26 protein-coding genes and 2 pseudogenes are annotated in these 26,892 nt (G+C 69.3%); 14 read left to right on the top strand and 14 right to left on the bottom strand.

All coding sequences use genetic code 11. The features are described from left to right. Positions 1 to 258: 258 nt before the first annotated feature. The 3 genes and pseudogenes from ACFY7E_RS25640 to ACFY7E_RS25630 all read right to left on the bottom strand — a co-directional run bounded on the left by ACFY7E_RS25640 (position 259) and on the right by ACFY7E_RS25630 (position 1,501). Positions 259 to 501: a DUF6411 family protein gene (locus ACFY7E_RS25640; protein WP_389488616.1), complete on the bottom strand. Its 243-nt coding sequence runs from the start codon at positions 499 to 501 to the stop codon at positions 259 to 261. A 107-nt stretch (positions 502 to 608) separates the two neighbouring features. After that, positions 609 to 864: pseudogene (locus tag ACFY7E_RS25635) on the bottom strand (transposase family protein); the annotation flags it as partial. Positions 865 to 943: 79 nt separating this feature from the next. Further along, positions 944 to 1,501: a TetR/AcrR family transcriptional regulator gene (locus tag ACFY7E_RS25630; RefSeq protein WP_389488614.1), complete on the bottom strand. Its 558-nt coding sequence runs from the start codon at positions 1,499 to 1,501 to the stop codon at positions 944 to 946. 102 nt (positions 1,502 to 1,603) lie between these two features. Here ACFY7E_RS25630 and ACFY7E_RS25625 point away from each other — a divergent pair, with 102 nt between their 5' ends. Then, positions 1,604 to 2,566, top strand: coding sequence for an NmrA/HSCARG family protein (locus ACFY7E_RS25625; RefSeq protein WP_389488611.1), 963 nt, complete (start codon positions 1,604 to 1,606; stop codon positions 2,564 to 2,566). Between the two features lie 661 nt (positions 2,567 to 3,227). On the opposite strand, the gene ACFY7E_RS25620 is transcribed toward ACFY7E_RS25625, so the two are convergent. Further along, complete coding sequence (locus ACFY7E_RS25620) at positions 3,228 to 3,695, bottom strand: winged helix-turn-helix transcriptional regulator (protein WP_389488609.1); 468 nt, start codon at positions 3,693 to 3,695, stop codon at positions 3,228 to 3,230. A gap of 90 nt (positions 3,696 to 3,785) precedes the next feature. Here ACFY7E_RS25620 and ACFY7E_RS25615 point away from each other — a divergent pair, with 90 nt between their 5' ends. Further along, on the top strand, positions 3,786 to 5,042 hold the full coding sequence (locus tag ACFY7E_RS25615; RefSeq protein ID WP_389488607.1) for an MFS transporter: 1,257 nt from the start codon (positions 3,786 to 3,788) through the stop codon (positions 5,040 to 5,042). Between the two features lie 36 nt (positions 5,043 to 5,078). Next, positions 5,079 to 5,129 (top strand): annotated as a pseudogene (locus ACFY7E_RS25610) (hypothetical protein); the annotation flags it as partial. 28 nt (positions 5,130 to 5,157) lie between these two features. Here ACFY7E_RS25610 and ACFY7E_RS25605 read toward each other — a convergent pair. From ACFY7E_RS25605 to ACFY7E_RS25595, 3 genes are all read right to left on the bottom strand, one after another. Further along, positions 5,158 to 5,583, bottom strand: a complete 426-nt coding sequence (locus tag ACFY7E_RS25605) for a hypothetical protein (protein WP_389488824.1) — start codon at positions 5,581 to 5,583, stop codon at positions 5,158 to 5,160. A 730-nt stretch (positions 5,584 to 6,313) separates the two neighbouring features. Next, entirely contained in the window at positions 6,314 to 6,565 is a 252-nt protein-coding gene (locus ACFY7E_RS25600; RefSeq protein ID WP_389488604.1) for a hypothetical protein, read from the bottom strand. Beyond that, positions 6,562 to 7,440: an oxaloacetate decarboxylase gene (locus ACFY7E_RS25595; RefSeq protein ID WP_389488602.1), complete on the bottom strand. Its 879-nt coding sequence runs from the start codon at positions 7,438 to 7,440 to the stop codon at positions 6,562 to 6,564. The genes ACFY7E_RS25600 and ACFY7E_RS25595 overlap by 4 nt, the downstream gene beginning before the upstream one ends. Positions 7,441 to 8,948: 1,508 nt before the next feature. On the opposite strand from ACFY7E_RS25595, the gene ACFY7E_RS25590 reads away from it, so the two are divergent. The 6 genes from ACFY7E_RS25590 (at position 8,949) to ACFY7E_RS25565 (ending at position 15,537) form a co-directional block, all read left to right on the top strand. Further along, complete coding sequence (locus tag ACFY7E_RS25590; RefSeq protein ID WP_389488600.1) at positions 8,949 to 10,862, top strand: GMC family oxidoreductase; 1,914 nt, start codon at positions 8,949 to 8,951, stop codon at positions 10,860 to 10,862. 69 nt (positions 10,863 to 10,931) lie between these two features. After that, positions 10,932 to 12,077 (top strand): ferritin-like protein, encoded by a 1,146-nt coding sequence (locus ACFY7E_RS25585; protein ID WP_389488597.1) that lies wholly within the window; start codon positions 10,932 to 10,934, stop codon positions 12,075 to 12,077. 20 nt (positions 12,078 to 12,097) lie between these two features. After that, complete coding sequence (locus tag ACFY7E_RS25580) at positions 12,098 to 12,661, top strand: hypothetical protein (RefSeq protein ID WP_389488595.1); 564 nt, start codon at positions 12,098 to 12,100, stop codon at positions 12,659 to 12,661. After that, on the top strand, positions 12,661 to 13,578 hold the full coding sequence (iolE, locus tag ACFY7E_RS25575; RefSeq protein WP_389488592.1) for a myo-inosose-2 dehydratase: 918 nt from the start codon (positions 12,661 to 12,663) through the stop codon (positions 13,576 to 13,578). The genes ACFY7E_RS25580 and iolE overlap by 1 nt, the downstream gene beginning before the upstream one ends. Positions 13,579 to 13,580: 2 nt before the next feature. Next, on the top strand, positions 13,581 to 14,573 hold the full coding sequence (locus ACFY7E_RS25570; protein WP_389488590.1) for a sugar phosphate isomerase/epimerase family protein: 993 nt from the start codon (positions 13,581 to 13,583) through the stop codon (positions 14,571 to 14,573). Between the two features lie 766 nt (positions 14,574 to 15,339). Continuing rightward, entirely contained in the window at positions 15,340 to 15,537 is a 198-nt protein-coding gene (locus ACFY7E_RS25565; RefSeq protein WP_389488588.1) for a hypothetical protein, read from the top strand. A 260-nt stretch (positions 15,538 to 15,797) separates the two neighbouring features. Here the strand turns inward: ACFY7E_RS25565 and ACFY7E_RS25560 are convergent, their stop codons facing one another. The 4 genes from ACFY7E_RS25560 to ACFY7E_RS25545 all read right to left on the bottom strand — a co-directional run bounded on the left by ACFY7E_RS25560 (position 15,798) and on the right by ACFY7E_RS25545 (position 18,787). Continuing rightward, positions 15,798 to 16,184, bottom strand: a complete 387-nt coding sequence (locus ACFY7E_RS25560; RefSeq protein ID WP_389488585.1) for a hypothetical protein — start codon at positions 16,182 to 16,184, stop codon at positions 15,798 to 15,800. A 458-nt stretch (positions 16,185 to 16,642) separates the two neighbouring features. Further along, positions 16,643 to 16,816: a CsbD family protein gene (locus tag ACFY7E_RS25555; RefSeq protein ID WP_389488582.1), complete on the bottom strand. Its 174-nt coding sequence runs from the start codon at positions 16,814 to 16,816 to the stop codon at positions 16,643 to 16,645. 390 nt (positions 16,817 to 17,206) lie between these two features. Further along, positions 17,207 to 17,476, bottom strand: a complete 270-nt coding sequence (locus tag ACFY7E_RS25550) for a GlsB/YeaQ/YmgE family stress response membrane protein (protein ID WP_389488580.1) — start codon at positions 17,474 to 17,476, stop codon at positions 17,207 to 17,209. A gap of 498 nt (positions 17,477 to 17,974) precedes the next feature. Continuing rightward, positions 17,975 to 18,787, bottom strand: a complete 813-nt coding sequence (locus ACFY7E_RS25545; RefSeq protein ID WP_389488578.1) for a hypothetical protein — start codon at positions 18,785 to 18,787, stop codon at positions 17,975 to 17,977. A gap of 294 nt (positions 18,788 to 19,081) precedes the next feature. On the opposite strand from ACFY7E_RS25545, the gene ACFY7E_RS25540 reads away from it, so the two are divergent. From ACFY7E_RS25540 to ACFY7E_RS25530, 3 genes are all read left to right on the top strand, one after another. Continuing rightward, positions 19,082 to 19,273 (top strand): hypothetical protein, encoded by a 192-nt coding sequence (locus tag ACFY7E_RS25540; RefSeq protein ID WP_389488576.1) that lies wholly within the window; start codon positions 19,082 to 19,084, stop codon positions 19,271 to 19,273. Between the two features lie 182 nt (positions 19,274 to 19,455). Further along, entirely contained in the window at positions 19,456 to 20,634 is a 1,179-nt protein-coding gene (locus tag ACFY7E_RS25535) for an acyl-CoA dehydrogenase family protein (RefSeq protein ID WP_389488574.1), read from the top strand. 1 nt (position 20,635) lies between these two features. Further along, positions 20,636 to 22,708, top strand: coding sequence for a SpoIIE family protein phosphatase (locus ACFY7E_RS25530; RefSeq protein WP_389488572.1), 2,073 nt, complete (start codon positions 20,636 to 20,638; stop codon positions 22,706 to 22,708). 465 nt (positions 22,709 to 23,173) lie between these two features. Here the strand turns inward: ACFY7E_RS25530 and ACFY7E_RS25525 are convergent, their stop codons facing one another. Next, positions 23,174 to 23,539, bottom strand: coding sequence for an STAS domain-containing protein (locus ACFY7E_RS25525; RefSeq protein WP_389488570.1), 366 nt, complete (start codon positions 23,537 to 23,539; stop codon positions 23,174 to 23,176). Between the two features lie 222 nt (positions 23,540 to 23,761). Between ACFY7E_RS25525 and ACFY7E_RS25520 the strand changes: the two genes are divergently transcribed. Next, positions 23,762 to 24,169: an ATP-binding protein gene (locus tag ACFY7E_RS25520; protein WP_389488568.1), complete on the top strand. Its 408-nt coding sequence runs from the start codon at positions 23,762 to 23,764 to the stop codon at positions 24,167 to 24,169. Between the two features lie 56 nt (positions 24,170 to 24,225). Here ACFY7E_RS25520 and ACFY7E_RS25515 read toward each other — a convergent pair whose 3' ends face one another. Together ACFY7E_RS25515 and ACFY7E_RS25510 are read right to left on the bottom strand one after the other, a co-directional pair. Then, entirely contained in the window at positions 24,226 to 24,573 is a 348-nt protein-coding gene (locus ACFY7E_RS25515) for an STAS domain-containing protein (protein WP_389488566.1), read from the bottom strand. Between the two features lie 43 nt (positions 24,574 to 24,616). Beyond that, on the bottom strand, positions 24,617 to 25,939 hold the full coding sequence (locus tag ACFY7E_RS25510) for a PP2C family protein-serine/threonine phosphatase (protein WP_389488819.1): 1,323 nt from the start codon (positions 25,937 to 25,939) through the stop codon (positions 24,617 to 24,619). A gap of 539 nt (positions 25,940 to 26,478) precedes the next feature. Here ACFY7E_RS25510 and ACFY7E_RS25505 point away from each other — a divergent pair. Next, on the top strand, positions 26,479 to 26,820 hold the full coding sequence (locus tag ACFY7E_RS25505; RefSeq protein ID WP_389488564.1) for a hypothetical protein: 342 nt from the start codon (positions 26,479 to 26,481) through the stop codon (positions 26,818 to 26,820). The last annotated feature ends 72 nt before the right edge of the window (positions 26,821 to 26,892 follow it).

The following is a 26,892-nucleotide window of genomic DNA, read 5'->3' as shown; positions in this document are numbered from 1 at the left end:
CGACCTGCTCGGCGACCCCGCGCGGCTCCGGGGCGCTGGTGAAGAAGCTCGTCCTCGACGATCTCGCCGCTCCGCTCGTCCGTTCCGGTACCCCGCACAAGATCCGGTTCGGCCTCGAGGTCCGCTCCGGGGCCGACGGCTTCCTGCGCGAGGTCACCGGCTGTGACGGACGTCGACGCCGGAAGCCGGACCCGCCGCGGACGCACTACGGCCCGGCCGCCGAGGGGGATCGGGGGCCGGGCCGGGAGGAACGCGGGGTCAGAAGGGCATGTGGCTCCGGGCGCGGCGGCCGACGGAGCCGCTCTTGCCGACCGCCTTCGAGCTGCTGCGGAACGGCTTGCTGAAGAGGCGGCCCAGCGGGCCGGGGGCTTTGCCGCCGGCGCGGGAGCCCAGGCCGAGAGTCTTCCGGGTGCCGCGCTCGGGGTGCTTGGAAAGCCGCGGCAGGAAGAACGCCAGAACGGCGAGTACCACGCAGACGGCGATGATTCCGGCGATCATCATGGTCGGATCCCACTTCCTCGATGGCGCGTTGGCGCTTCGTCGTGTCCGGCCGCGCGTACCCGGCGAACCGCCGTCCACGCCCCGGCCGTCGCGGTGAAGGGAGCGGCGTGTCTCCAGGGGGTGGCCCGCGACATCCCGAAACCCGCTCCGAGCTGTGAGAACGTCTCGTTCTCGCGTCAGTGGACCATCAAGCAGTGCCTGCTGGAAGCAGCCGGGCCCGCGTCGGCGTGTGGTGCGGGCCCGGCGGTGCTCGTGCAGCAGCCGGGAAGCATGCCCGACCGGTTCGCGCGAGACGCCGAGCATGGCAGGATGCGCGACTCGAAGGGTCCCTTCGGTCGTCGGTGCGATGAGGGGAATCACCACGCCGACGATGAAGGGCACCGTCTCGTCACCCCACCGCTGAACGACTCCTTTCACCCTCCAGTAACAGGATGGAAGAGGCTCAGTTGGGGCTGAGCCCTTCCACAGCGAGACGGAAGAGGCGGTCGGCCTGGATGACGGGGTTCATGTGGTGCTCGGTGGCCAGGGCGATGCCGACGGCGAGGGTCAGCAGGTCGTGAAAGGTGACGTGCGGTGCGACCGCCTTGTCGCGAACGGCTCGCTGCAGGAGGGGAGTCGCGGCTGCTTCGATCACGCTGCCGCAGCTCTTCGGGGAGGGGTTTTCGGCGGGGGGCTCGTAGCTGAGGACATGGGCGAACCCGCGGGCTGAGACGGCGTAGCGGACGAGGGCGTGAAACCACTCCAGCAGTGCGGTGCGGCCGTCCTCGGCCGTACTCAGGCGGTGGGCACGCTCGCACAGTCCCGCGACGCGCTCCTGGAAGACGGCTTCGAGAAGGGCCCGACGGGTGGGGAAGTGGCGACGCACAGTCGCCGAACCGACGCCCGCGGTGCGGGCGATCTGCTCCTGGGACGCCTCGGCGCCGTGTGCGGCCACCTCGGCTTCGGCGACGGCGAGGATGCGCTGATAGTTGCGTCGGGCATCCGAGCGCTGACCAGTCATGTATCTCCTCGTTGCCAAGTGGCGGCCCCCGCCATATCTTAGCGACACACGAAACGGCGGGCCCCGCCATTTCGTCTCTCCGGTCTGCAAGGAGCAACGACCATGTCCGGCAGCAGCGATATCGTCCTGGTCACCGGCGCCACCGGCCGGCAAGGCGGGGCCACGGCTCGCGCACTTCTGGCCGCCGAAGTGCCCGTACGTGCCCTCGTGCGCGATCCCTGGTCGAAGGCCGCCCGGGCGATCGAGGCGCTGGGTGCCGAATTGGTGCGCGCGGATCTTTCCGACCGGGCCTCCCTCGGCCCGGCGGTCGAGGGGGTCCGCGCCGTGTTCTCGGTGCAGATGCCGCCCGTGACCGAGACCGGCGTGGACTTCGTGGACGAACTCGCCCAGGCCGCCAACCTGGTGGACGCGGCGAAGGCCGGGGGAGTGCGGCACTTCGTGCAGTCCTCGACCAGTGGAGTCGGTGAACACACCCGGGTCGCCGGCTGGGCCGAGGGTCGCTGGACGGCGATGGCGGACTACTTCCACACCAAGCAGGCGATCATGGAGGCGGTGCGTGGTGCGGGTTTTGCCCGCTGGACGGTGATCAAGCCCGCCTTCTTCATGGAGAACCTGCCCCTGCTGGCGCCCAAGGGGCCCCACGGCGGACTGCTGACGGTGCTGAAGCCGGACACCGAACTGGCCCTGGTCGCGGTGCGGGACATCGGCACGGCCGCGGCGCACGCCCTCCGGGACTCCGACCGGTTCCACCAGGTGGAACTGGAACTGGCCGGCGACCTCCGCACGATGGAGCAGATCACGCAGACCCTGTCCGTCACCTGGGGCGTGCCCGTGAGCGCGCCCTCCATGAGCATGGAAGAGGCTCTTGATGCGGGCATGCCGAAGTGGGGAGCCGGACACGAGTGGAACAACGTGGTCCTCCAACCCGCCCGGCCCGCGTTCGCCCGGAAGCTGGGCATCCCGCTCACCACCTTCGCCGAGTGGGCGGACGAGCAGTTGACGCACGTCTCCGACTGGGTTCCGGCATCGAACGTCACGTCCACGTCACGAGCGAGGCGAGGATGACGGCGCTTCGCAGGACCGGGCAGTCTGTCGTGGCGGGCGGCGATGTCGCGCCGCTGCTTCGGACGGTCGAAGCACCGTTCGGCGACGCTACGGTGCTTGTGACCTCTTGGTCGAAGGCCGGCGGGCGGCCACCTCGGCCGCCGCGTCGGGCTTGGTCGTGGACCTGGCGGGCCTCATCGGTGAGCGGACATGGATCGGCGAAGGGCCACTTTCCCTCGGGAGTCGCCACCGTGCCTTCAACGACCAGCCGGTCGTCGTCACACGAGTCCCCCGAACGGTGACGAACCGATAGCGCACCCGACAGGGGCCGACACCGCTGAAAAGCTCGTTCAGGAGCACCGGGCCGGGATGTCGTGCACTGGTCGGCGGCGGACTGCGCCCCCAGCCCAGGCTCACAGGCCGGAGCACCGTCCCTGACCGTGCTTCGGAGACGATCCCGGTCCGCCGGACCGCCTTCTCGGTGGACTCCCGCCCACCACCGGCACGAGCGCCCCGAGGGACGACCACACCAACCCTTTGACCTGCGAATCCAGCTGGGCGGCAGCTCACGGCATTCCGGTGGAGGTCGTCCGGCCCGCAGGAGCGGCTCGTCGACCATCCGGTCGTGCGCCGCGGCTCAGCGCGCGCGGTCAGGGGTGCTGACGTCGGTCCCCCGCGTTCCTCATCGGCTTCCGTCGGCCTTGCGCACACGGGTGGAGTCCGACGTGAGGCGAGTGCCGTCGGCTCCGGTCGGTGTGAGGTCCGGGACGCGGACGCCCTGTTCGTCCACCAGGGTGGAGTGGGGCTCGCCGGGATCGAAGGCGTGGTGCTCTCCCCACTGGCGCAGGGCGAGGAGTACGGGGAAGAGGTCGCGGCCCTTGTCGGTGAGCACGTACTCCAGGCGGCGGCCCGTGGCCGCGGTCTGACGGGCGAGGAGCCCGTGGGCGCCGAGCTTCCGGAGCCGGTCGCTGAGGATGTTGCGGGCGACACCGGTGCGCCGCTGGAACTCGGTGAAGGAGCGGACCCCGTCCATCGCGTCCCGGACGACCAGGAGGCTCCAGCGGTCGCCGACGAGGTCGAGCGTACGGGCGACGGGGCAGTCGGGATCGGTCCAGGCGCCGTTCGGGGCGTCGGCGGAGGGACGCGGCATGACACCTCCTGGATGGGTTGCAGATGCAGACCATTCTGCCCTAGCCTCAAATAAGTTTCGCTTTGCTACTAATTTTCTGATCGGAGAGCGATGGACGTCTGGCGGCGGTTACTGCTCGCAGTCGTGTGCGGCGTCGCGGTGGCGGGCGTCTACGCCGCGCAACCGGTACTCACGCCGATGGGGGACAGCTTCGGCGTCTCTGCGGGACAGTCGGGGTGGATCGTCTCGACCGGTCAGTTCGGCTACCTGGCCGGCCTGGTGCTGCTGGTCCCACTCGGTGACGTGGTCGCCGACAGGCGCAGGCTCATCGCGGTGCACCTCGCGATCACCGCGGTCGGCCTGCTCCTGACCTCCGTGGCCCCGACCGCCTGGATGGCCTTCACGGCACTCGCGCTGGCCGGGATGTTCGCGGTCGTGGTGCAGACCACGGTGGCCTACGCGGCATCGGTCTCACCTCCCGCCGAACGCGGACGGAACATCGGGATCGTCACCTCCGGCGTGGTGACGGGCATCCTCGGCGTGCGGATCGTCACCGGTCTGCTCGCCGAGCAGTGGGGCTGGCGGAGCGTCTACGTGCTGCTCGGCGCGCTGGCGCTCGGGCTCGCCGTCCTCGTCCCGCGCGTGCTGCCCCCGGAGGGCCGGTCCCGCCGGCCCGCGGGATACGGGCAGGCCCTCACCTCGCTCGGCGCGTTGCTCGGGGAGCGCGTCTTCCTGACGCGCGGCCTCATCGCGTTCTTCCTGTTCGCGTCCTTCGGAACGCTGTGGAGCGGGCTGTCGCTACCGCTGTCGGACGCGCCGTGGGGCTTCGGCGAAGGCCGGATCGGAATGTTCGGGGTCGTCGGGCTGGCGGGTGCGTTGGGCGCCGCGCGCGCGGGACGCTGGGCGGACGCGGGACGTGCGGCTCCGATGGCGGGCTTCGCGCTGGCCTTGCTCATCCTCTCCTGGGCGGCGATCGCCCAACTGTCCTGGTCCCTGTGGCTCCTCGTCATCGGTGTCGTACTGCTCGACTTCGCGGTCCAGGTCGTGCACGTGAGCAACCAGCACACACTCACCAGTGCCCATGCGGAACGCACCAGCAGCGTCATCGGCGCCTACATGGTCTTCTACTCCCTCGGTTCGGCCCTCGGAGCAGCCGCCACCACCTCCGTCTTCACCTCCCACGGATGGACCGGATCCAGCGTCCTGGGAACCGGATTCGCGACCTGCGCCCTGATCGCCTGGGCGGTCGGTGAAGGCCTGTCCACCGGCGAGGTCCAGGCCCACCTGGCCGAGGTCCATGACGCCGGGGTCTCCCGGCAGACGATCCCCACGATCACCGACAAGGCCGTGGACGGCACGGCCGAGTGACGGAACCGGCCCCTGGACCCTGGGCGGTTCCCATCGGTGGTCTTCACCGACGCGATCCACGTGAAGATGCGCGGCGACGATGTCGCGAACCGACCGGTCTGCGTTGCCCCGACCGTCACTGTCGAAGGCCGGCGGGACTTCCTGGGACGTGGGCGGCGACGGCGGGGGTGCCGAACCCCGGATGCACGTATTCACCGAGATCAAGGACCGCGGTGTGAACGACGTCCTCGTGCTCGTCTGCGACGGCCTGAAGGGCCGGGCCGCCGACGCTCTGATGCGCCTTGTCCGCCCGGCGTTCGACCCCCGCTTCGGTGAGTGCTTCGGTGATCGCGCGCTGTCGCGAGGCGGTCGGGTCGTGAGCCGAGCCGGGCGGAGCCGACGGCGCCCGGAGCAGCCGTCCGAGCGGATCGGTGAGAACCCGCACGTCCATGCCGTGGCGCTCGTGCTTCCCGGAGTGACAGGGGGTGTCGGCGGCGATGCGGTCGATCGACGGCGGGGTGCCGTCGAGGACGACGAACGCCTTCTCCCGGATCGTCCGCATCACCTCGACCGGGGACGGGGCGAGGTGGGGGCAGGACCTCGACGGCTTGACGTACGGAGCGGCAGACGGTCGCGATCCCGGTGGCGAGCCTGCCGTAGGCGTCACCGCACCGCAGGTGGGCCAGAACGAGCAGGGCGTGACGTGCGGCGGGAAGACGCCGCCGACGCGCCCCATCTCCTGCCGCCTGGCCTTCAGCCGCCCGGTCGGGAACCGCAGGGTGCGATGGGACGGATCGACCGAGGACGGGTGGACAAGCACGGGAAGCCCCTGGCGGAACGCCGCCACCGAGAACGAGGAGCGAACGCCCTTCGAGGGCGGCGGGGATTCCTCCGTCCCTGTAGGAGAAAACCCACAAGTGGAATCCTGCCTCGCGCAGCCGGGCGCCGCCCCGGCCGGGGCCGCCGTCTTCCGTGCCGCACGATCAGGATGGACACCGGACACCTGCCTTCCCGCATCGGGCCGATCTCTCCCTCCTCCTCACCGGTCCTTGACCCTGCAGCCGATCAGGACGTACTGCCCTTCGCCGATCAAGCGCCCGTGCGGCCGGTGCGGGGGGGAAGTGTCCCTGCTGCACGCCGGTGGTCGTACGAGCGCTGGGGATTGGCCTCGGGCCGCGGGCCCCGGAAAGGGCGCGGTCCGTCGGGTCTCACGCAGAGCCCCTGCCGTGTATGCCGCGGTGGTGCGGATGCGTGGCATGCACGGCAGAGCCGCAGGCGCGGGTGTGTCTGGGTCAGTCGTCTTCTTCGGGGTGGGTGGCTTGGACGAGGACTTCGAGCACGTCGACGGCGCTGCCGTCGTGATCGCTGCCGGCGGTGCCGCTGCCGCGCTGGAAGTTGGCGGTCCGGTCGACTTCGAGGATGGAGTCGGAGTGGGAGTTGTCCAGCACGGTGATCATGCTTCCGTCTGCCGCCGCGGGCCCGGCACCGCCCATGAGGACGGATGCGACGAGCAGGGCGACGGTCTGCAGGCGTGGAGTGCTCACGGGCCCACGCTCGCGCTCTCGCGAGCGGCGGGCAGGGAGCGGTGACGGGCGATGTTCTTGGCCAGCAGGTCGGTGGACTGCGCCACGCCGATTTCCTCGCCGTTCTCGGCGGCGGGCAGGCGCCCGTCGGCGAGGTGGAGCTCGGCCAGGGCGGTGTCCATCGCCCGGTGTGCGGCGAACAGGCACGGCGTGCTGTAGATCGCGACGTCGATACCGAGGTCGGTCAGCTCGGTGAGTGAGAGCCGCGGGGACTTGCCGCCGGCGATCTGGTTGAACAGCAGCGGCTTGGGACCGACGACCGTGCGGATCCGCTCGATCCACTCGACGCTGCGGACACCGTCGACCAGGACCACGTCGGCGTCGGTGGCGGCCAGGGCCTGGGCCCGCTCGAGGATGTCGGCCTCCTCGGTCGCGTCCGTGCGGGCGACGACGAGGAGGTCCTTGCGCGTGGCCAGGACCATTTCCAGCTTCTCCAGGTACTCCGTCAGCGGCAGGACCTGCTTGCCGTCGGCGTGCCCGCAGCGGCGCGGGCGCTTCTGGTCTTCCAGGATGACGCCGGAGGCGCCGATGCGTTCGAGGCTCTCCACCACGTGGCAGGCCACCTCGGCATCGACGTAGCCGTCGTCGATGTCGACCAGGAGGTGGTGGCGGGGGAAGGCGCCGCGCAGCCGCTGGACGAAGGCGACCATGTCGGGCCAGGCGATGAACCCGATGTCGGGCAGTCCGTAGTGGGAGGCGGCGAAACCGAACCCGGAGACGAACATCCCGTCGTAGTGTCCGGCCGCCACGGACGCCGAGTACATGTCGTACACCCCGATCAGCGGCGTGGTGCCCGGCTTCGCGATCTCGTCCCGCAGCCTGTTTCCGTAGGTCATGACCAGTTCCTCCGATGATCCGTTGCACGAAAGGGGAGTGGGGGAGGGCCTGCGACAGGATAGCCCTTTACCCGGAGCAGACCCTTCCATGACCATTTCGAGAAGAACGGTTACTGCGTCTTCCCATCACGCCAATGGCGCATCCGGTTCACCGCAGAAACGTCTCTCGCCTTCAATGCTGAATTGATGAAAGAGAAACGAACTGCGACCTGTGCAGACATCCGGCGCCCCGCTTCGGTGCCGGCCCGGCCCTTCCCGCGGTCGGACGGTCGGATAACCTCCCCTGGTGAGAAGCGGTATTTTCGGACACTCCCGGGAACGCGATTCCAGCCACCCCAACGGAAAGCGTCGATCACCGGCCGCTTTGATACGGGGTTTCGGTCACAACGGCGCGCAATGGGCTTTCCGTCCGAGCCGTGTACGCGGGGCGCACCACCCGGCTGAACAGCCTATTACGCAATCGTTTCTGCGGTGAATTTCCGCCCCACTGGGTCGGCCGCGCCATCTGCTGCAGCGGGAAACAAGCGGTGTACCGCTATGAATGAAGGCGTGATGAACAACCTCAGGCACGGCATGCTCGTCGTCGCCCTTCTCGTGGCACAGGAGATCCGTGACGGTTACGACCGCGGCAAGCACGCCCGCGCTTTCGGGAGTCTTCCGGATGCGCCGGTGTGCGCCCGTGTGGGCCTTGATCATCCGGACGCCGCAGAGGAACCGGCCACGGGCCGGAAAGCGGCCACGTCCCGTTTCACCTCCTTCGTACGTCCCTTCGTTTCCGCCCGGCCCCGGCCGCCCACCAGAGGCTTGGCGGGTGCGGGTTCCGGTACCGCCACGACGTCCTCGACAGGTAGCCCACCGGAGCTGCTGTCTGACGCCGACCATCAGGACGACATTACGCGTTCAAGCCGCTGGGCCGGATTTCGTCGAACGCGTTATAGCGCGGTGGCAGTATTGGCGGATTTTCCGCACATCGCGTATCAGTCTCAAGCGCATAACCGTCATCGTCGAGTCCGTCCTCACTCTGGAGAGGCAATCCTGAAAACGCGCACCACTGTTTACGCTCGAACGGTGGGCTTATCGGCAAGAACACGCCATGGTGGAGCGGACTGACGGCGTCATGTGCAAGCCTGGTACCGAGGCTCCTCCTGTGATGCCCGGTGGGTCAGTGAGCGGCGTCAGATGTGGTCGATCGCAGAGCGGAGAGCGGTCCGCGTACACGGCATACGCGGATGATCCGAACAATGCGATGAACGGCCGCAGTTGGCGGCGGGACCCGCCGTGAATCAGGGAAAACCCCTCGGCTGTTCATCAGTGAGCACTTGGATATAGGCTCGCATTTCTCCAGCTTGAATCCGAAACCTGAGCCGGTCATCTCTTTCTGGTGGCAGCGACAGGCCTTCGATGATTATTCGATCGCCGTTCGTCTTTGGCGGCTGGTGGAATCTGTCACCGAGGCTTTTCTGCCTGTAACCGGGGTGAGATCACCCCAGGAGCGAAAAGGGGAACCAATGACATCTTACGATGATACAGACCCGGTGATCTTCCCCGCCGGTGCCGCGACGCAGACCAGTGCCGCGGAGGCTGTGCAAGCCGAGTGGGATGCCGTTGTCGTCGGTGGCGGTATGGCGGGTTCCATCATCGCCGAGCAGCTGAGCCGGGCGGGCTACCAGACGGTGATCCTCGAAGCCGGCCCCGGCAAGGACCTGGACCTCGCCGAGTACGAGTCGTACCTGTCGCGGTTCTACGGTGCGGTCGTCAAGGACAACCAGTCCCCCTACCCGTTCAATCCGAACGCCCGGATGCCCCGGAGCACCGACACCATGCCGGTGACCCCGGAAACACCCCGGGACGAGTTCTACCTCGTGCAGGAGGACGAGTACTGCACGGACACCACCTTCACCCGGGTTCTCGGCGGCACGTCCATGCACTGGGAGGGCAAGGCCCTGCGGATGCTTCCCGAGGACTTCGACCTGCGAACCAAGTACGGCCAGGGCCTGAACTGGCCGCTCAGCTATGAGGACCTGGAGCCCTACTACCGCCAGGCCGAGGCCGAGCTGGGCGTGGCTGCCGAAGTCGAGGACCAGGCATACCTGGGAATGCACTTTCCAGAGGGATACGTGTTCCCGATGCACCGTATGCCGCCGTCCTATCTCGACCGGACGGTCGCCCGGGGCGTGGACGGCATGCGGGTCAACCTGGCGGACGACGAATACACCCTTCAGGTGCGGAGTTTTCCGCAGGCCCGCAACGGCGTGCCGAACGCCAAGTACGACGGCGGCAAGGGTTTCGTCCCGGTCGGTGCGGTCAGCACGAACCAGGTGGAAGAGGGCGAGCGCTGCCAGGGCAACACCAACTGCGTCCCGATCTGCCCCGTACAGGCCAAGTACCACGCGGGAAAGACGCTGGCCAAGGCGCTCCGCAAGGGCAACGTCAAGATCGTGACGCAGGCCGTCGCATCCAAGGTCGAGATCAACGAGCACGACCGGCGGGTGACCGGCATCACCGTCAAGAACTACGCGGCGCCCGACTCCGGGGCGTACGAGACGTACACGGTGAAGGGCACCGTCTACATCCTGTGCGCGCACGCCATCGAGAACGCGCGGCTCATGCTGGCCTCCGACATGCAGCGCATGAGCCGCAGCAAGCTGATCGGCCACAACCTGATGGACCACGCGTACCTGCTGTCCTGGGGACTGCTGCCCAAGCCGGCCGGCACGATGCGAGGCACCAGCTGCACGAGCGGGATCACCGACCTGCGCGGCGGGCGATTCCGCGCAACCCAGGCCGGATTCGGCGTGGACATCCACAACGACGGCTGGGGATGGGCGACCGGCTCGCCCTACACGGACCTGGTCGAGCTCGTGGACGAACGGGGCCTGCGCGGGCCGGATTTGCGCAGGACGCTCGGGAACCGGATCTCCCGGCAGCTTCTGCTGGCCTTCATGATCGACCTGCTGCCCGACACGAGCAACAAGGTCACCGTGGACGAGCGCTACAAAGACGCCCTCGACAACATGAAGCCGGTCGTCTCGCTCAAGATCCCGTCCTACACCATGAAGGGCGCCGCGTTCGCCCGCAAACTCGCCACCGACATCTTCGAAAAACTCGGTGCCGAGGACAAGACCACCTACGACAAGGACCGCTACAGCGCCGTCGAGTACGACGGCCAGTGGTACAACATCGTGGGCGGCAACCACCTGGCGGGCACCCACATCATGGGGACCGACCCGACGACCTCCGTGGTCGACCACAGGCAGCGCTCCTGGGACCACGACAACCTCTACCTCGTCGGCCCCGGCAGCATGCCCTCGATCGGCACCTCCAACATCAGCCTGACCATGGCGGCGCTCGCCTTCCGCAGCGCGGGCCACATCGTCAAGCACCTGCGCGCCGCGAAAGCACCGGCCACCATCCGCAGCTAGACGGCCTCCAGGCCGATGGGCCGAACGCGCCACCACCTGCCACCCACCGCCGCCCATGATTGGGGGAACATGTCCGTCTCAGAATCAGAGCCTGCTCCGGACCCCAAGATCAAGACCATCGAGCAGCTGCACGAGTACCTCTACAAGGGGCTCCAGCTGGAGCACGCGACGCTCCCGCCCTACCTGACCGCGCTCTACTCGCTGCACCCGGGGAAGAACTCCGACGCCTGGCACGTCATCAGGGTCGTGGCCGTCGAGGAGATGCTGCACCTCACCCTGGTCGCGAACGTCATGAACGCCGTGGGCGGGACGCCGGACCTCACCAAGAGGGATTTCGTCCCGGACTATCCGACGTACCTGCCGTGCGGTCCCGATTACTTCCAGGTGCACCTCCGGCCGTTCTCGCCCGAAGCCCTCGAAACGTTCCTGAACATCGAGAGGCCCGCGCCGGCGGCTTCCGAGGAGGACAGGATCGTACCGGTGGACTGGGCGGCCCTCGGGCTGACGTCCAACGGTGCGGCTCCGTCACCGGAGAAGCTGACGGAGCTCGAGGAGTCCGGGACGATCTTCGGTCTCCTGCCCGGAGACCCCACCATGCGCTTCTCGAGCATCGGCGAGTTCTACGAGGAGATCATCCGGGGCATCAACCACCTGGAGGACCAGGCCCGCCAGGCAGGGAAGACGATCTTCATCGGCAACCCCGACCACCAGGTCACTCCCGAGTACTTCTACTCCGGCGGCGGCGACGTGATCAAGGTGACCGGCCGCGACACCGCCATCGCTGCCCTCACCCTCGTCGCCGAGCAGGGCGAAGGGCTGTACGGCGGCATCTTCGACAGCCACGACGAACTCGCCCACTACTACAGGTTCCAGCAATTGGAGAAGAAAAAGTACTACAAGAAGGGCGACAAGCCGAACAATCCTTCCGGCCCGGATCTGGACGTCGACTGGAAGGCCGTCTACCCGGTGAAGCCGGACATCAAGCTGGTGGATCTCACGGAAGACCCGGAAATCCTGGTGGCGGCCAAGGAATTCAACCAGTCCTACGCCACCTTCCTGACCAGCGTCAATCTGGCCTACAACGGCCGGCCCGACCTTCTGCTCAAGGCGGTCTGGGAGATGTTCCGCATGCGCGACACCATGAGCCGGCTCATCCGCAACCCACTCACCGGGCATCCAGGGTCGAACGCCGGCCCGACATTCGAACTCTACTGACCGTCGACGGAGGCGGGATCATGACGCAAAGCACGGACGCAGGAAGTAATCTGCGTGATTTCGTGAAATTCTCTGCCGAGGTGACCGGGTTCAGCGCGTTCGACCTCTGGGGAACCGGTCACGCGGAGGAGTACTACAAGACGGCCGTCGACCAGGAAGGGCCGGAAGCGATCCAGCGGGCCATCACTTCCGATCCCTATGCCCTTCCTGCCGATCCGGTGGTGGGAAGCATCGTCAAGCTCTGGTACGTCGGCGTCTGGTACGGCCCGGGACTGGCGGGACGCGTGGACGTGGCGGCCTGGACGGCACCCGGACGGAGCGGAGCGAAGCCCGCCGTCCCGGACGACAGCCGGCCCGAGAACGGTCTGCCCCGGCGGGCTGCGTCCGGGCAGCACCAGGCCGGGGACGAACGCCCGCCCGATGGAGACGGACGCGAAACCCCGTTCGTCGTCTCCCCCGACGCCTACACCGAGGGGCTGCTGTGGCGGGCGATCGGCGCCCACCCGTCCGGCGCGAAGGCGCCGGGCTACGGATCGTGGGCCAGCCCGCCCGTCTTCGAGGACTTCCAGAAGGAGGAAGTGTAATGACCGAGATCATCCCGAACCTGGGCCGTGACGAGGTGTCACTCGGCGTGACGCCGACACTGTGGTGGAACGACGACTTTCCGCAGATCGACGTCGGGATCCCGTTCGAGCAGTGCGTGAGCGAGATGGCGCTCGCGGGATTCCAGGGCTGCAGCATCGGGCACAAGTACCCGTCCGAACCCGCCGCACTCAAGAAGGCACTCGACCTGCGCGGCCTGAAGGTGTCCGAGCCCTGGGTGAGCACCTACTTCACCATCGGCGACAAGGAGCGGACCGTCGAGAACTTCAAGAGGCAGCTGGAGTTCCTCAAGGAGGTGGGCGGCCAGGACATCGTGGTCGCGGAGTTCGGACAGTCGTCGCACCTGCAGCCCATCCCTGTCTTCAAACACCGCCCCCGCTTCACCGAAAAGGACTGGGACCTCCTCACCGACGGACTCGACGAAATCGGAAAGCTGGCCGCGGACAGCGGGATGCGGCTCTGCTACCACCACCACATGGGCACCGGCGTGCAGACGGCCGAGGACATCGACACGTTGATGGCGGGCACCAACGAGGACCACGTGCATCTGCTGTTCGACACCGGGCACCTCCGGTTCGCGGGCGACGACCCGCTCGCGACCGTGAAGAAGCACAAGGAGCGGATCAAGCACGTTCACCTCAAGAACATCCGCCAGCCCGCAGTCGACAAGGTGAAGGACAACCACCTGTCCTTCCAGGAGGGGATCCTGCAGGGCGTCTTCACCGTGCCCGGAGACCCGCAAGGCGCGATCGACTTCAGGCCCATCCTCTCGACACTGGGCGAAGCCGGCTACAAGGGATGGCTGGTCGTCGAGGCCGAACAGAACCCGGCAACGGCGCACCCGCTGACGTACGCCAAGATGGCCCGCGGTTACCTCGCCAAGGTCCTGGGATGGTAGCGATGAGTGCACGCGACATCTATCTCAGCTTCTTCATGTTCACCGTCGACCTGCACCCGGATGACCCCCAGTACACCGAGGTCGTCGTCAGGCACATGACGAAGCTGCGGGAGATGGGATACACGGGCTTCGACATGCCCGTCTTCCCGCCCGCCGCGGGCGACCCCCACGCGGACGTACCCCGCTACGAAAAGCTCAGGAAGGCCCTCGACGCAGCCGGCCTGGAGGACGTGGGGCTGACCACCAACGTGGCCACGACCCCGGCCTACAACCCCACATCGCTGGTCCCCGAGGAACGCGAGACGGCGCTGGCCTACCTCAAGTCCCGGGTGGACATCACCGCCGCCCTGCGCGGCACCATCATGGCCGGCCCCGTCCTGTTCCCCTACAACGAGTTCCCCACCCTCAACGGCAAGCCGCTGTGGAGCGACGCGCTGCAGGACTGGCTCCAGCCCCGCTACCGCGTCGCGCAGCCGCTCTTCGGTGAGCTCGGCGAGTACGCGGCGGACATGGGCGTCCGGGTCGCCATCGAGCCCGTCGACCATTGGGAGACGCCGGCCCCGAACGTGGCGCGCGACGTCCTCGACTTCCTTACCGGTGTGAGCAGTCGGCACATCGGCGTGGCCCTGGACAGCTCCCACGTCGTCCTCGGCAGCAGCGGGCCGGAGGCATACCGTCGCGACATCCAGGACGCCGCCGACCAGCAGCGCCTGCACCACGTACAGGTGTCTCCGCCTGACCGCGGCGAGGTCGCGGACAGCTGGATCCCCTGGCGCACGTTCCTCGAGCCCGTCCTGCCCGTGTACGACGGACCGCTGCTCATCGAGGTCTTCAACGCCATCCCGGCGTTCCTCACTTCGTTGCGGCTGACGAGACGGAAGTTCTGGATCCCCACGGAGGACGAGCCGGTCCCGGGCGTGCCGAGCGCCTACGACGTCGCCGAGGGCGGGATCAAGAAACTGCGTTCGGAGCTGGCCACACTGCATGCGACGTGATCCGGGCTGCCCATCGGCTCGGACGGCGTCCCATGGGGCGGGTCGAGCGATCTGCGCTGCGTGGGGATGATCGAGCGCTTGGCGCCGGATGAGTCGTGGGAGCCGTTCCAGGGGGGTGGTCCCGCCCGCTCCGGCGCGACCGCAGGGTGGCGGTCGCGCCGGTGAGGGAGCAGCGAGGTGCTGCCGCGATCATCTTCGTGGCAACGACAGGCTGCACCTGGCGGCAGGTGCAGCCGGTCTCCGGATCGTCGGGGCCGACCGCACACCGGTGCTTCACCGAGTGGAGCACCGCCCAGGTCTTGAGCCGAGCCGCACCGCCCATCCCCGACGAGCCGGGGTCGCGCGGTGGCCCGGACCGGTCGCGCCGCACGATCGACTCGGTGAACACGAGGGCTCTGGAAGGGGGAGCCGGCGGGCCCGAATCCTGTCGACCGGGGCGAGAAGGCTTCGAAGATCCACTTGATCACCGAGCGGGCCGGATGGCGGGTCGCCCACGCGGCCGCCGTCCTCGCCGCTGTGCGCGGAGACGGAACGAACAACTCGGCTCGCACCTGCTACGCCCCGCTCACCCGCCGGCCCCGGTGAGGACGACGACCGGGCCAGGACGGGGTGGCACTGGCCGGAGACAGGCCCCAGCCGGCACCGCCTGCGGTTGACATGCCCCGCACGCACATCCCGACACGTCGCGTCTCATTGCCCGTTGCGCGTTCTCGGAGGCAGCGGACAAGCTCTTCCGGAGGCCTTGAAGGCGGATGAGGATGCGGACATGGAGACCACGGACCTTTCCGGGCGCGGCCTGGTCGCCGCCGTGGTCTCCTCGATCGGCATCCGTCACGGCTGCGTCCACGTCTTCGTCACCACCGGCCTCCACCTCGACCTCGGCGTGCCCTGCACAACCCGGTCGACGACCCCGCGACGCGCCACCACACCGGCCTGGACGACGACGTCTACGCCCGGACTCTGAAGAACCCCGGCGCCCCCGGACCCCGATCATCCGTACCACTGTCCAGCTCCGCTCCCCGGCCGACGGGTGCCCGCGGGCCGCCTCGTCCGCCCCACGGTGGCACGTCAGGGGGACAGGCACCGCAGTGCTGCGGCGGCCGGGACGGTCGGCCGACTCGTCCGGGAGACGCGGGGCGGCGAGCACGGCGTCGACATCGAGCGCCACCACATCGACCACCCCGTTCTGATCTCCTCCGTTCCTGCCCGATCTGTGGGGCGCGTTTAAGGGGGGCGGCCGCCGGGGTGTCCCGGGTGGCCGTCTCCGTCTGTTGTTTCGCGTGTGGGGTTGTGTGCCAGGTGTCCGGGGCCTGTTCCACGGTGGTGGTCGATGGCGGTGTCGACGCCGATCTGGCCCAGGACGTGCCGGGCGGTTTTCCGGGCGCCGGTGATGCGCAGCCGGCCGTGCGGGGAGCTCAGGTGCCGGTGGGCGAGGACGAGGGCGTTGATGCCGCTGGAATCCGTGAGGGCCGGGCCCGTCAGGTCCGCCGCGATGCTGGGCGGCGGCGCCGCGTCGTCCTGGGGCGCCAGAACGTGGACGTCGTGGTGAGGAACAGCGACCCGGCTGTTCCGATGGTGCGTGCCGCAGATCCCGGTGGGGTGGGCCAGCACGGTCTGGAGATCGTCGAGAAGGTCACCGAGAAGCTGTCCGTCGAGCGGGAGCCGGTCGGCAAGCGCATCACTGCCCGTCTCGCCCTGGCCGAGGTGCCGACCCGGTGTAGAGCCGAGGTGCCGACCCGGTGTAGAGGCGTAGAGGCCGGCCCCGCTCGATTCGTTCCATACGGTTTCGGCGCGGTGCCGGGCATCGCGCGAGCAGCGACAAAGCGGTGCCGGTCGGGATCAGCAGGAACACGGACAGCAGAGTCACCAGGGCGGCGTGTCGGATCCACCGGGGGAGACGGTCCGGTGATGAGCGCCGGGGATCCTGCGCCCCTCTGGACGTCGCAGAAAGCGAGCGTGGCCCGGGTCGGCAGGCACGTGTGGAGCGGGATGGTTTCGGCGCGGACCGCAACGGGCGCTCGAAAGGCCCCCACCCGGGGGAGGGGGCGGGGGCTCGTCTTGCGTGGTGCTCAGTCGGTGAGTGCGTCCTCGATCTTCTCCTTGGCCTGCCGGGCGTCGCCCTTGGCCTGGTCGGCGCCGCCCTGGGTGGTCAGCCGCTCGTTGCCGACCGCCTTGCCCGCGGTCTCCTCGACCTTGCCCTTGGCCTGCTCGACCTTCGCCTGAACCTTCTCGTCCCCGGCCATGATCTCCACCTTTCGCTTCGCGAAATCCTCTGCCCGCCTTGCCGCCCGCGCCTTCGGTAGACCTCCGGTGCGCAACGGCGACCGCACCGCCTGAACGGATGGAAGCCGGTGCGTCCTGTGCCCCAGCAGACGTTCGCGGTGCCGACCCGCCAAGACGGGGGAATGGGGAAAGTCGACACTGATCGGGGCGGGTCACACTGGATGAGGTGTTGGCCTGCGGGCGAGCACGGCCACCGCTTCTTGGTCAGACGGACCCAGGATGCCGATCAGGGTAGTGGTGCGGGCTCCTCCATACCCGGGGAGAAGAAGGCTGGGGCATGGCGAACGGCTCCGTCCCTGGAAGGGGGGAGGGAGCCGTTTCACGGGTGGTGCGGTTTTCGAGGTTGCCGCTCAGGCGTGTCGTCGGTTGCCGGTGACGAGGCGGTAGAGGGCCAGGAGGATGACGGAGCCGATGATGGCGGCGATCCAGGTGGAGATCTCGAAGAAGCCGTCGACGGAGTCGACGCCGAAGATGACCTTGCCGAGGAAGCCCCCCAGGAGGCCGCCGGCGATGCCGATCAGGATGGTGATGATGACGCCGCCCGGGTCCTTGCCCGGCATGAGCGCCTTGGCGATGAAACCGGCGATGAGGCCGATGAGAATCCACGCGATGATGCCCATGATGCGTCTCCAACCTGCTGAGATAAAGTCTGCGTCAACAGGGCGTATACGCACTTCGGCCATCTTCAAACCCTCCCATGCTCCGCATGACCGGACCGAGTTCGTAGACATCGAAGGACTCGATGCGCTTCGTGATGAAGCGAATCTCCCGTCCATTTCGACGTGCCGGTTTCCGCCGGCCCGATCCTGACGGAGCTGCGCATCACCGACGAGTTCGTGGACGTGTTCGTGTGGGACAGCGACCCGGCCGTCCCCGCGCCCAGGGCGGCCGATCCGGGTCGGGTCGGGTCGGGTCGGCCAGCACGGCATGGAGATCATCAAGGCCGTTGCCGAGGAGTTGTCCATCGAGCAGGAGCCGGTCGGCAAGCGCATCACCGCCTGCATCGCCCTGGCCGGCACCCTCAGCCCGGCCTAGAAACCGCCACCGCCCGGCCCGGGGCGCACGAGAGACCCGGCCGGCGTGCCTTTGCCTGCCGTCCGGGCGTGTGGAGGGCCTGGTCAGTCGACCAGCCGGATCAGGGCAGCGGTCAGGGTGATGAGCGTCTCGACGTCTGCGCGGGTGTGGGTGAAGGTCTTGTCCGCACCGCCCTGGTGCAGGCCGACGGTGGTCTGTTCCTCGAGCGCTTTGCGGATCACGGCCCAGCGCTCGCCCACGTTCCGTTCACGCTTCGGTTTCTTCCCCGGCCGGCCCCAGCCGCTGTTGCGCTCGATGTATTCCAGGGCGCGGCGGGCACTGAGCAGGGCACCGTCGATGTCGTCCTCCCGCAGCCTGCGCTGCGCCTGAAGCAGATGATCGGCCGCCTTTCCTCCGGGCTGATCGCCGGCGGGGAAGGGGACGAGCATCTCCACGCCGAGGGAGCGGCCCAGCCCTTCGAGCTCTCGGAGCCAGTGGCGTTCGGCGATGTCCAGGCGCAGCCGTACGTCGGGGCAGCCCGGATGTACGGACGCCTGGGACAGTACGGCCCGTACATTCAGTTCCAGATGCAGATCGCCGCGGCGGCGTTCCTCCAGGGCCCGCACCAGCGTATTGGGAAGGACGTACTGCAGGTGCGGCTGCTCGAGGGCGTCCGGCTCGAAGGGCACGGTCACGGCCGCCGATCCCAGCCACAGCAGCGAATCGGTGCCGGCTGGGGCATACAGATCGCTCTCCAGCGTCAGGACCCGGCCCGCCTCGGCGACCGCCGGGAACCGCACTTCCAGCTCCAGACGCAGTGCGTGCGCACCGAGCCCTTTGAGCAGCACCAGGCTCTCGTCCCGGTGGCTGATGGGGATGGCTCCCACCGGTTGCTCGAAGCGCAGCTCGTTCAGCACGTCGACCTTCTCCAACGACATCGCGGGACCCGTCGAAGTTCTCTCGACAGGGTTCTCGGGAGCACCGAAAGCCTCAGCCTACGGGCGGGAGACGACGACGGATGACAGACCGCCAAGGTGTCCGGCTCCACGTGCAGGTCCCTACGGGCCCAGCCCCTCCGCAGGTGCCGGCGCCGCCCGTCGCTTCTACTGCAGCGTTGATACGGCCTGTACTGCACGGCGGTGAACTGCTCCCACAGGGTCTCCCTCGACGGATCTGCGGGCGGTGCCGCGCCGGAAGAGTGGCGGCACGGTGTGCTGTTCGCCGTCCTCCACGAGCAGGGCGGGGCCGCCTTGGAGGACGAAGGCGCCGGTTCTCCGGCCCGCCCGGCGGCCGGCTGCCTGGACCCCTCCCGTGTCCGCCTCGTACAGACCGATCAGGCGGAATCGCGCGATGGTGAGGACGAGCAGCACGGCGAATCCGGTTTCTCACCCGGCTACCGGTGAGCGCGTCGAATGAGCGTGTCGAACCCTGGGTCGGCCCCTCCGGCCCAGAGGCGCCGTCGGCTGTCCGCGGCACGCTCGTTCCTGCCTGGACCGGCTGTCGGCGGTAAGGGGTGGTGCCTCCCTGTGCCGTAGGCTGGCAGCCCGGCGGCGTCCGGCGTCTTCCGGGATACGGCGGACACAGGATGAGGCGGAGCGCAGCGGTGATGGGTATGGAACTGGGCGCTGCGGTCGCGACGGCACGAGAAATCGCCGTGGAATGTCTGGCTCCGCTGGCGGCGTCCGTGGACGAACAGCAGCGGTGGCCGGAGCGGGGCATGCGGGCCCTGCGGCAGCGACTGGGCGGGCTCGTGATCCCCAGGGAGTCCGGCGGTATGGGGCACGGGCTGCTGGCGATCGCGCAGGTCGGCGAGGCGACCGGAAAGGCGTGTGCGTCCACCTCGATCTGTTTCGGCATGCACCTGGTGGGCTCGGCCGTGCTCGCGGCCAAGGCCAGCGGCCACCAGCGGGAGAACTACCTGAAGCCGATCGCGGCCGGAGAGCACCTGACCACGCTGGCGCTGTCGGAGCCGTCCACGGGCGGGGAGTTCTGGCTGCCACAAACCCGGATGGAGCGCAGCGGTCCGGACCGGCTGCGTCTGAGCGGCGCGAAGAGCTTCGTCACCAACGCCGCCCACGCCGATTCCTACGTGCTGTCCGCGGTGGCGAGCGGGCCGGACACGCCCCCGGGACAGTTCTCCTGCACCGTGGTGGACGCCGGCACCCCCGGACTGGTGTGGGGCGAGCCCTGGCGGGGCTTCGGCATGCGCGGCAACGCCTCACGCGCACTGGACCTGCCCGGCGTGGAAATCCCCGAAAGGTGCCTGCTGGGGGAGCGGGGCGACGAGATCTGGTACGTCTTCAACGTCGTCGCCCCCTACTTCCTGATGGCCATGGCCGGCACCTACCTCGGCGTCGCCGCGGCCGCTCTGGAGGAGACCCGCGCCCACCTGCTCCAGTGCAAACGGACGCGGTCGAACCGGCACCCTTCCGGCCACCAGGTCGTCCAGCACCGCCTGGGCACGATGTGGGCCCGGGTGGAACGCACCCGCCGCCTCGTCTACCACGCGGCCACCGAGGCGGACACCGGTGGACCGGAGGCGCTGCTGGGCCTGGCCTCGGCCAAGGCCGAGGTCGCGGACGCGGCCGAGGCGACCGTCAACGACGCCCTCACCCTCGTCGGCGGCGTCGGCTACGGCGAACGCTCCCCCCTGCACCGCATGCTGCGCGACGCCCGCGCCGCTCACGTGATGTCGCCCGGCACCGACATGCTGCGCGTGTGGGCGGGCCGTGCTCTGTTGGACGAGCCCCTTCTGGAGGGCTGAGATGGAACCGGCCCCCTTGCCGCTGATCCTGCTGGTGGACGTGGACGTGGACGTGGACGTGGACGGCTCGACGGCACGCGCCCTGCGCGGCGAGCTGGCCGGCACCGTGGAGTTCGCCGAGACTACCGCCGGCGACGCACCGGCCTTCACCTCCGGCACGCTCGGCGAGCGCCGCCCCACCGTGGCGGTACTCGACCAGAGCGTGCCCGCTCCGGCAGGCCTGGTGCACTCCCTGCGCCCGCATCCGGCCGACCTGGCCGTCGCAGTGGTGGCCGCTCCCGCCTCCGAGACCGAGCTCGCAGCCCTCCCGCTGCTGTTCTCGCCGGACGTCGTCGCCCAGGTACGCGAGCGAACACGACCGCTGCCCGCCACCGTGTCCCACCTCCTGCACGCCCTGACAGGCCGCCGCGCCCACGCCACGGCCCAGGCAGCGGCCCAGCAGCAGCTTTCCGCCGGCAGCACGACGATCGGCCGGCAGCTGGGAGAACGGCTGCTGGGCCAGTTCCTCACCCAGGCCCCCATCGGAGCCCTCATGCTCGACGGCCTGGAGGTCATCGCCTGGAACCGCCGTGCCGCCGAAACCCTGGAGCTGACGGAGACCGCGATCCTGCACCGGCCGCTCACCGACCTGTTCCCCGCCGAGGAACGCCCCGCGCTGCGGCGGCACCTGACCGCCGCCGTACATCCGCACACCGCCGAAGCCGACGCCGTCTTCGAACGCACCCGGTCCGACGGCACCTCCCAGGCACTGCGCGTCGCCGCGCAACAGGTCCTGGACGCCGACGGCCGCACCCGCACCCTGGTCCTGGCCGACGATGTCACCGACCGCCTGCACGCCCAGCGCAAACTGGCCGAACGCACCAGCCAGGCCCTGCTCACCGCCGAAGTCGCCGCCGCCATGACCGAACCCGGATCACTGCCCGAGCGCCTGCACCGGTGCGTACGCGCCGCGGTCGACCGCCTGGGCGCCGACCGGGTGTGCATCTGGACCACGGACGAGTACGGCCGGCTGTCCCACACCACGTGCGCCGACAGCGGCGACGGGCCAACGGCCCCGAACCCGTGCCAGAACACCCAGAACCACCTGGCCGAACGGGTCCTCACCACCTTGCGCCCCCACCTGGACGCCGCCCCGCCCACAGTCGATCCGCACACCGCCTCCGCTTCCGGACACGGCTCGTTCGCCGGCTACCCGCTGATCACCGGCGGACAGCCGATCGGCGTCCTGACCCTCACCACCCGCCTGGCCCTGCCCGGCTCCACCCGCACCACCCTGGAAAACCTCGCCGACCAGATAGCCGTCGGCATCCAGCAGGACCGCCTCCTGCAACGCCTGCACGCCACCACCCGTGCCCTGGAACGCCCCCTGCTCCCCCCGAGCCTGATCAACCTGCCCGGCTTCGACCTCGCCGCCCGGTACGTCCCCTTCGGCGAAGGCCTGCACATCGGCGGCGACTTCTACGACGCCTTCACCGCCCCCGACGGCCGCCACGTCCTGGTCCTGGGCGACGTCTGCGGCAAGGGCCCCGCCGCCGCGGCCATCACCGGACTGGTACGCCACACCCTGTGGACGGCCGCCCAGCACACCACCGACCCCGCGTACGTCCTTCCCCTGATCAACCGAGCCCTGCGGCGGGAGAACACCCCCTTCTGCACCCTCGTCTACGCCGTCCTGGACCCCTCCCACACCCCCGCCCGCCTGCGCATCGCCTCCGCCGGACACCCCGCCCCCCTCCTGCGCCGCACGGACGGGCACACCGCCTCCCTCGCCCCGCACGGGCCCCTGCTGGGCGTCCTGGACACCCCGCACCATCCGATCAGCGAGCTGCAACTGCACCCCGGCGAGTCACTGGTGCTCTACACCGACGGTTTCACCGAAGGTGCCGGCGCCCACGCACAGCAGGAACCCGAAGACCTCGCCGCACTCATCACCGCAACCTCCACAAACGGCGACACGACATCCGACGACCTCGTCACGGCCATGCTCACCCACGCCTACGACCGCTGGGGCACCCAACTGCGTGACGACCTCGCCGTACTGGCACTCACCGCCACAGCCTCCACGTCCAACTGACCGGAGCGCCACCGGAACCGCGGGGAGCGGTCGTTGCCGCGGCCGGGACCACGACCACGGCAATCCCGGCCAGACCCTGAGGCCCGGCCGAACCTACGCCGAACTCGTCGACGGCCTGCTGCCGGCCATCTACGGCTGGTGGACCGGGAAACTCGACAGCGGCATCGCTCCGATCACCGAACTCGGCCGGTGACCCAGCCGGCCGGTCCCTGTACGACCCGCGCCCCGACGGGGCGCACGAGCTCGGTCCGAGTGCCACCTGCCGCTTCCACCGCACCGGCGGCACTCTGGTCTGGAAGGAGTGGGACACGGAGTACGGCGTCGACACCGAGCACCACCACGTCGACCACCCCGTCCTGACCTCTTCCACCCTTGCCCGACCCGTTCGGTGCGGCAAGGGGGGCGGCCGCGCGGGCATCTTCCCGGGCGGCCGCCGCTGTCTCGTTGTTCGTGGTGTGCTGCGGGTCAGGCGTGCAGGGCCTGGTCGAGGGTGGGGTGGCAGGGGATGACGGTGTCGACACCGACGAGGGTCAGGACGCGCCGGACGGTTTCGCCGGCGCCGGCGAGGTGCAGCTGCCCACCGGCGTCGTTGATCTGCCGGTGGGCGCTGATGAAGGTGTTGATGCCGCTGGAGTCCATGAAGCTCACGTCCGTGAGGTCGGCCACGACCCGTGATACCGGTGCCTCCTCTTCGGGCAGGAGAGCTTGGCCGAGAACATCTTTGGCTGTGTGGTCGATCTCACCCTGCAGGGTGACGACGCGGACGTCGTCGACCGTGCGGACCGTCGCGGACAGCCGGCTGGGCTGGTCCGCTTCTTTGTTGCCGCTCATCGTTTCCTCGCCTGCGTTTACGCTTACCTCCCGGGACAGGGGGTGTGCGCGAACGATTGTGCCCCACCCGCCTGGGGCCGAGTGGCCCCGGACGGTAGCCCGGCCTGCTTGTGCCGGGTAGGGATCATCCAGGCGGGTAGCCGCGCCGTGTGAACGGGAACGAGGACGACGACAGTGCAAGTCCATGCCGGTGATCACTCCGACGGATCTGAGGCATGGGTGATGCGCGCGGGCTTCACCCTGGACGGCACCGGGTCCTGCATCGCCGAGGCCCGCCGCCACGCCACCACCTTCCTCGAAACGGCCCGCACCGAGCATCGCCTTCCTGTCTCCGCACGCGCGGCGGACCTGACCGTGCTGGTCGTCAGCGAGCTGGTCACCAACGCCGTCAAGTACGCTCCGGGGCCGGTCCTGATGGAGCTGCGTGTCACCGCCGATACGGCGGACGTCGTCATACGGGACAGCGAACCCGTCATTCCCGCGGCCCGTGCCGCAGACCCGGGGCGGGTGGGCCAGCACGGTCTGGAGATCATCAAGGCGGTCGCCGAGGAGCTGTTCATCGAGCAGGAGGCGGCCGGAAAACGGATCACCGCCCGCCTCGCCCTGCCCGACACCCTCAGCCCGGCGTAGAACCCTGCCCCTGCGTCGGCTCCGGGGCGGGGGACTGGGCGCTGTTCTCCTACCGGTCAGCGGGTGAGGGCGGCGGCGAGGGTGGGGTGGATGGTGAACCAGGCGGCGACGCCGCCGGTCTGCAGTCGGCGCTGGAAGCCAGGGGCGAGAGGGCCGGCGAGGTCGACGTCGTGGAACCGGCGGGCATGAAGGAGCAGGCCCAGGAGTGTCTCGTCGCCGTAGAGCAGGCCGGAGAGGTCCACGATGAGGCGCGGACCGTACGCGGTCGCGTAGAGGAAGTCATCTTCGAGACCGTCGGTGGTGGAGGCGTCGGCCGTGCCGTGCAGCGCCAGGACATGAGCGCCGGGATGGGCGGTGTGGACGATGCGCAGGCCACGAAATGAGGGTCCTGCCGGGTCGTCCATCGCACCAGCCTCTCAGGCTTTCGCCTCGTCGGAGCGGACGAGTTCAGGACGGCGGGGGGACGCGCAGGGCGAGCAGGGCGGTGTCGTCGCTGACCCAGCCGCCGTGATGGGCGTCGAGCACGCCGGTGAGGTGGCTGATGGTCCCCTCCGCGTCCATATCGCAGCTGGCGGCCAGGGCTGCGGCGAGGTCGTCTTCGCCGAAGATCGCCTGGGCGTCCTCGGGTGCGGTGTCGGGGCGGGGGCGGGCTTCGGTGGCGCCGTCGGTGTAGAGCAGCAGCAGATCGCCGGGAGAAAGATGGAAGGCGACGTCGGTCAGGTGGACCGTGTTCATCACGCCCAGCAGGGTGCCCGGCGTGCCGAGGGATTCGACGGACCCGTCGGCGCGGCGGACCAGCGCCGGGGGATGCCCGGCCAGGGCGATGACGCCCGACAGTCCGTCGGCGACGGGCTGGAAGGCGGTGTAGACGGCAGTGAGGAAGCGGGGAGCATGCTGGGCGAGCAGGGAGGTGTTGAGACGGCCGAGCAGATCGGCCGGCGAACCGGCCTCACCCGCGTCCGCGCGCACGGTGTAACGGGCCATGGAGCTGACCTGCGCGGCCTGGATGCCCTTGCCGCACACGGCACCGAGGACGGCGGCGTAGTACGCGCTGTGGGTGTGGAAGAGGTCGTAGAAGTCACCGCCGACCTCGATGTCGGAGTAGTGGCGGTTGGAGGCCGGAAGGTAGGAGGCCGCGGCCTCCACGCCGGGGATTTCGCGAAGCCGTGGGGGCAGGAGGCCTGCCTGCAGGCTGTGGGCGAGGTCGGCCGAGCGCTGGTGGGCAACCCGCGCCGCGCTCAGGCTCTGGCGCAGGTGTATCTCCGACGCCACCGACCGGGCCAGGGCCTCCAGCGTCGCCAGGTCGGCCGCGGACCAGGCGCGCGGGGAGTCGTCGATCACACAGAAACTGCCCAGCACGTGCCCCTCGGGGTCGAGCAGGGGGTAACCGGCCCAAGCGCCGATGTCCATCGGGCCCACCGAGGGATGGTTCTCGGTACGCGGGTCGGTGGCGGCGTCGTCGACGATGAACGGCTCACCGTCCAGACCGACCAGGAAGTAGCAGAAGCTCTGCCCCACCGGGTTCTGCCGGTTCTCAAGCGCATCGGCGTCCACACCGACGCACGCCTTCCAGAACGAGCGCTCCGCATCGACCAGGGTCACGAACGCCCGCCCGGACCCGGTGATCCGGGCCGCGAGCGAGGCGAGGTCCTCGAAGACCTCCTCGGGCCCGGTGTTCAGCAGAGCGGTGGCCTGCACCGCGGCCAGGCGCGCGGGATCCGACAGCGCGGCCGGCAGGCCGTCCGCCCGCAGCCCGCCGGGGAAATCCATACTCGCCACCTGTCCAGCCGTCCCTTCCCTAGTACACCGAGGCATCCGTACCAACAAGCGAAGCACACCGCATACTCCAGACGCTGCCCTGCCGACCCCTCCACAGCGGGGTAGCCTCTACCGGCCCGGGCCCGGTGGCTCACCCTGCAACCGTCCTGATCACCGGCGGTCGTGCTTGCAGGAGACGCTCGGCCCCACCGGGCGCCCACCCCCGTCGACCATCCTGTCCTGTCCCACTCTTCCCCGGCCGCTCACACCGGCTGCACCGCGGGCAGGGCGGTATCAAGCAGATCCAGAGGCGCACATCGCACCTGCACGCCGATTCCTGGCCGGGCCGGGCGATCGTGTCCACCGGGGCCGGGCTGTCGTTTCACCGGCGCTGAGCCTCAACAGCGTCCAGCGGCACAAGGACGGTGCCCTGGCCGTGATCGGCTCTCCCTGACCGCCCGTACCGGCCGGCGGTGCCGGGTCGTTGAAGGGGCGTGCCTGCTGCGTCGCGTCTTTCGACCCTTGACCGCCGTGCCCGCGCCCGGCTCCTCGTGCTGCTCTCACCGTGCCCGCCGTATGAGGACGAGGAGCCGGAGGAGCTGCTGCGGCTGGTGGAGGCCGGAGCCCTGCACACGGCGGCCGGTCAGGTCCTGCGCCGCCTGCCCGTCCCGCCGGACCTGCTGAAGGAAGCACGGGCCGGGTGGCGGGCCGCCCGCACGGCCGCCGTCCTCGCCCTGCTCACAGAGGCCGAGCAGATCGCCCCGCCCTCACTCCCGCCCGCCCCGCTTTTCTGCCGCTTGCGCACCGTCCCTGCACAGCAGGACGACGGCCCCTGGACGGCACGGGGCACGCTGGACTGGGGTCGGGACTCCGCCGGCACCCCCTCCGGCTGACACCACTGCCGCGTCCGCCCGCCGATACGCCGCGTCTCATTTCCTGTTGCGTGTTCTCGGAGGCAACGGGCA

It is taken from the genome of Streptomyces sp. NPDC012825, from assembly GCF_042900925.1.
In the GTDB taxonomy this organism is placed as follows: Bacteria; Actinomycetota; Actinomycetes; order Streptomycetales; family Streptomycetaceae; genus Streptomyces.
Note: the sequence above shows the minus strand (reverse complement) of the source record. Positions and strands in the feature narration are given on the sequence as shown.

Bases quoted from the DNA above. Each gene is read 5' to 3' on its own strand.
- ACFY7E_RS25515 (WP_389488566.1), bottom strand. From the start codon at position 24,573: ATGGACGACCCGGCAGGACCCTCATTTCGTGGCCTGCGCATCGTCCAC.
- ACFY7E_RS25630 (WP_389488614.1), bottom strand. From the start codon at position 1,501: ATGACTGGTCAGCGCTCGGATGCCCGACGCAACTATCAGCGCATCCTC.
- ACFY7E_RS25520 (WP_389488568.1), top strand. From the start codon at position 23,762: ATGCGCGCGGGCTTCACCCTGGACGGCACCGGGTCCTGCATCGCCGAG.
- ACFY7E_RS25565 (WP_389488588.1), top strand. From the start codon at position 15,340: ATGGAGACCACGGACCTTTCCGGGCGCGGCCTGGTCGCCGCCGTGGTC.
- ACFY7E_RS25580 (WP_389488595.1), top strand. From the start codon at position 12,098: ATGACGCAAAGCACGGACGCAGGAAGTAATCTGCGTGATTTCGTGAAA.
- iolE (WP_389488592.1), top strand. From the start codon at position 12,661: ATGACCGAGATCATCCCGAACCTGGGCCGTGACGAGGTGTCACTCGGC.
- ACFY7E_RS25570 (WP_389488590.1), top strand. From the start codon at position 13,581: ATGAGTGCACGCGACATCTATCTCAGCTTCTTCATGTTCACCGTCGAC.
- ACFY7E_RS25550 (WP_389488580.1), bottom strand. From the start codon at position 17,476: ATGGGCATCATCGCGTGGATTCTCATCGGCCTCATCGCCGGTTTCATC.
- ACFY7E_RS25510 (WP_389488819.1), bottom strand. From the start codon at position 25,939: ATGGATTTCCCCGGCGGGCTGCGGGCGGACGGCCTGCCGGCCGCGCTG.
- ACFY7E_RS25625 (WP_389488611.1), top strand. From the start codon at position 1,604: ATGTCCGGCAGCAGCGATATCGTCCTGGTCACCGGCGCCACCGGCCGG.
- ACFY7E_RS25585 (WP_389488597.1), top strand. From the start codon at position 10,932: ATGTCCGTCTCAGAATCAGAGCCTGCTCCGGACCCCAAGATCAAGACC.
- ACFY7E_RS25530 (WP_389488572.1), top strand. From the start codon at position 20,636: ATGGAACCGGCCCCCTTGCCGCTGATCCTGCTGGTGGACGTGGACGTG.
- ACFY7E_RS25615 (WP_389488607.1), top strand. From the start codon at position 3,786: ATGGACGTCTGGCGGCGGTTACTGCTCGCAGTCGTGTGCGGCGTCGCG.
- ACFY7E_RS25620 (WP_389488609.1), bottom strand. From the start codon at position 3,695: ATGCCGCGTCCCTCCGCCGACGCCCCGAACGGCGCCTGGACCGATCCC.
- ACFY7E_RS25555 (WP_389488582.1), bottom strand. From the start codon at position 16,816: ATGGCCGGGGACGAGAAGGTTCAGGCGAAGGTCGAGCAGGCCAAGGGC.
- ACFY7E_RS25535 (WP_389488574.1), top strand. From the start codon at position 19,456: ATGAGGCGGAGCGCAGCGGTGATGGGTATGGAACTGGGCGCTGCGGTC.
- ACFY7E_RS25605 (WP_389488824.1), bottom strand. From the start codon at position 5,583: ATGCGGACGATCCGGGAGAAGGCGTTCGTCGTCCTCGACGGCACCCCG.
- ACFY7E_RS25640 (WP_389488616.1), bottom strand. From the start codon at position 501: ATGATGATCGCCGGAATCATCGCCGTCTGCGTGGTACTCGCCGTTCTG.
- ACFY7E_RS25525 (WP_389488570.1), bottom strand. From the start codon at position 23,539: ATGAGCGGCAACAAAGAAGCGGACCAGCCCAGCCGGCTGTCCGCGACG.
- ACFY7E_RS25595 (WP_389488602.1), bottom strand. From the start codon at position 7,440: ATGACCTACGGAAACAGGCTGCGGGACGAGATCGCGAAGCCGGGCACC.
- ACFY7E_RS25590 (WP_389488600.1), top strand. From the start codon at position 8,949: ATGACATCTTACGATGATACAGACCCGGTGATCTTCCCCGCCGGTGCC.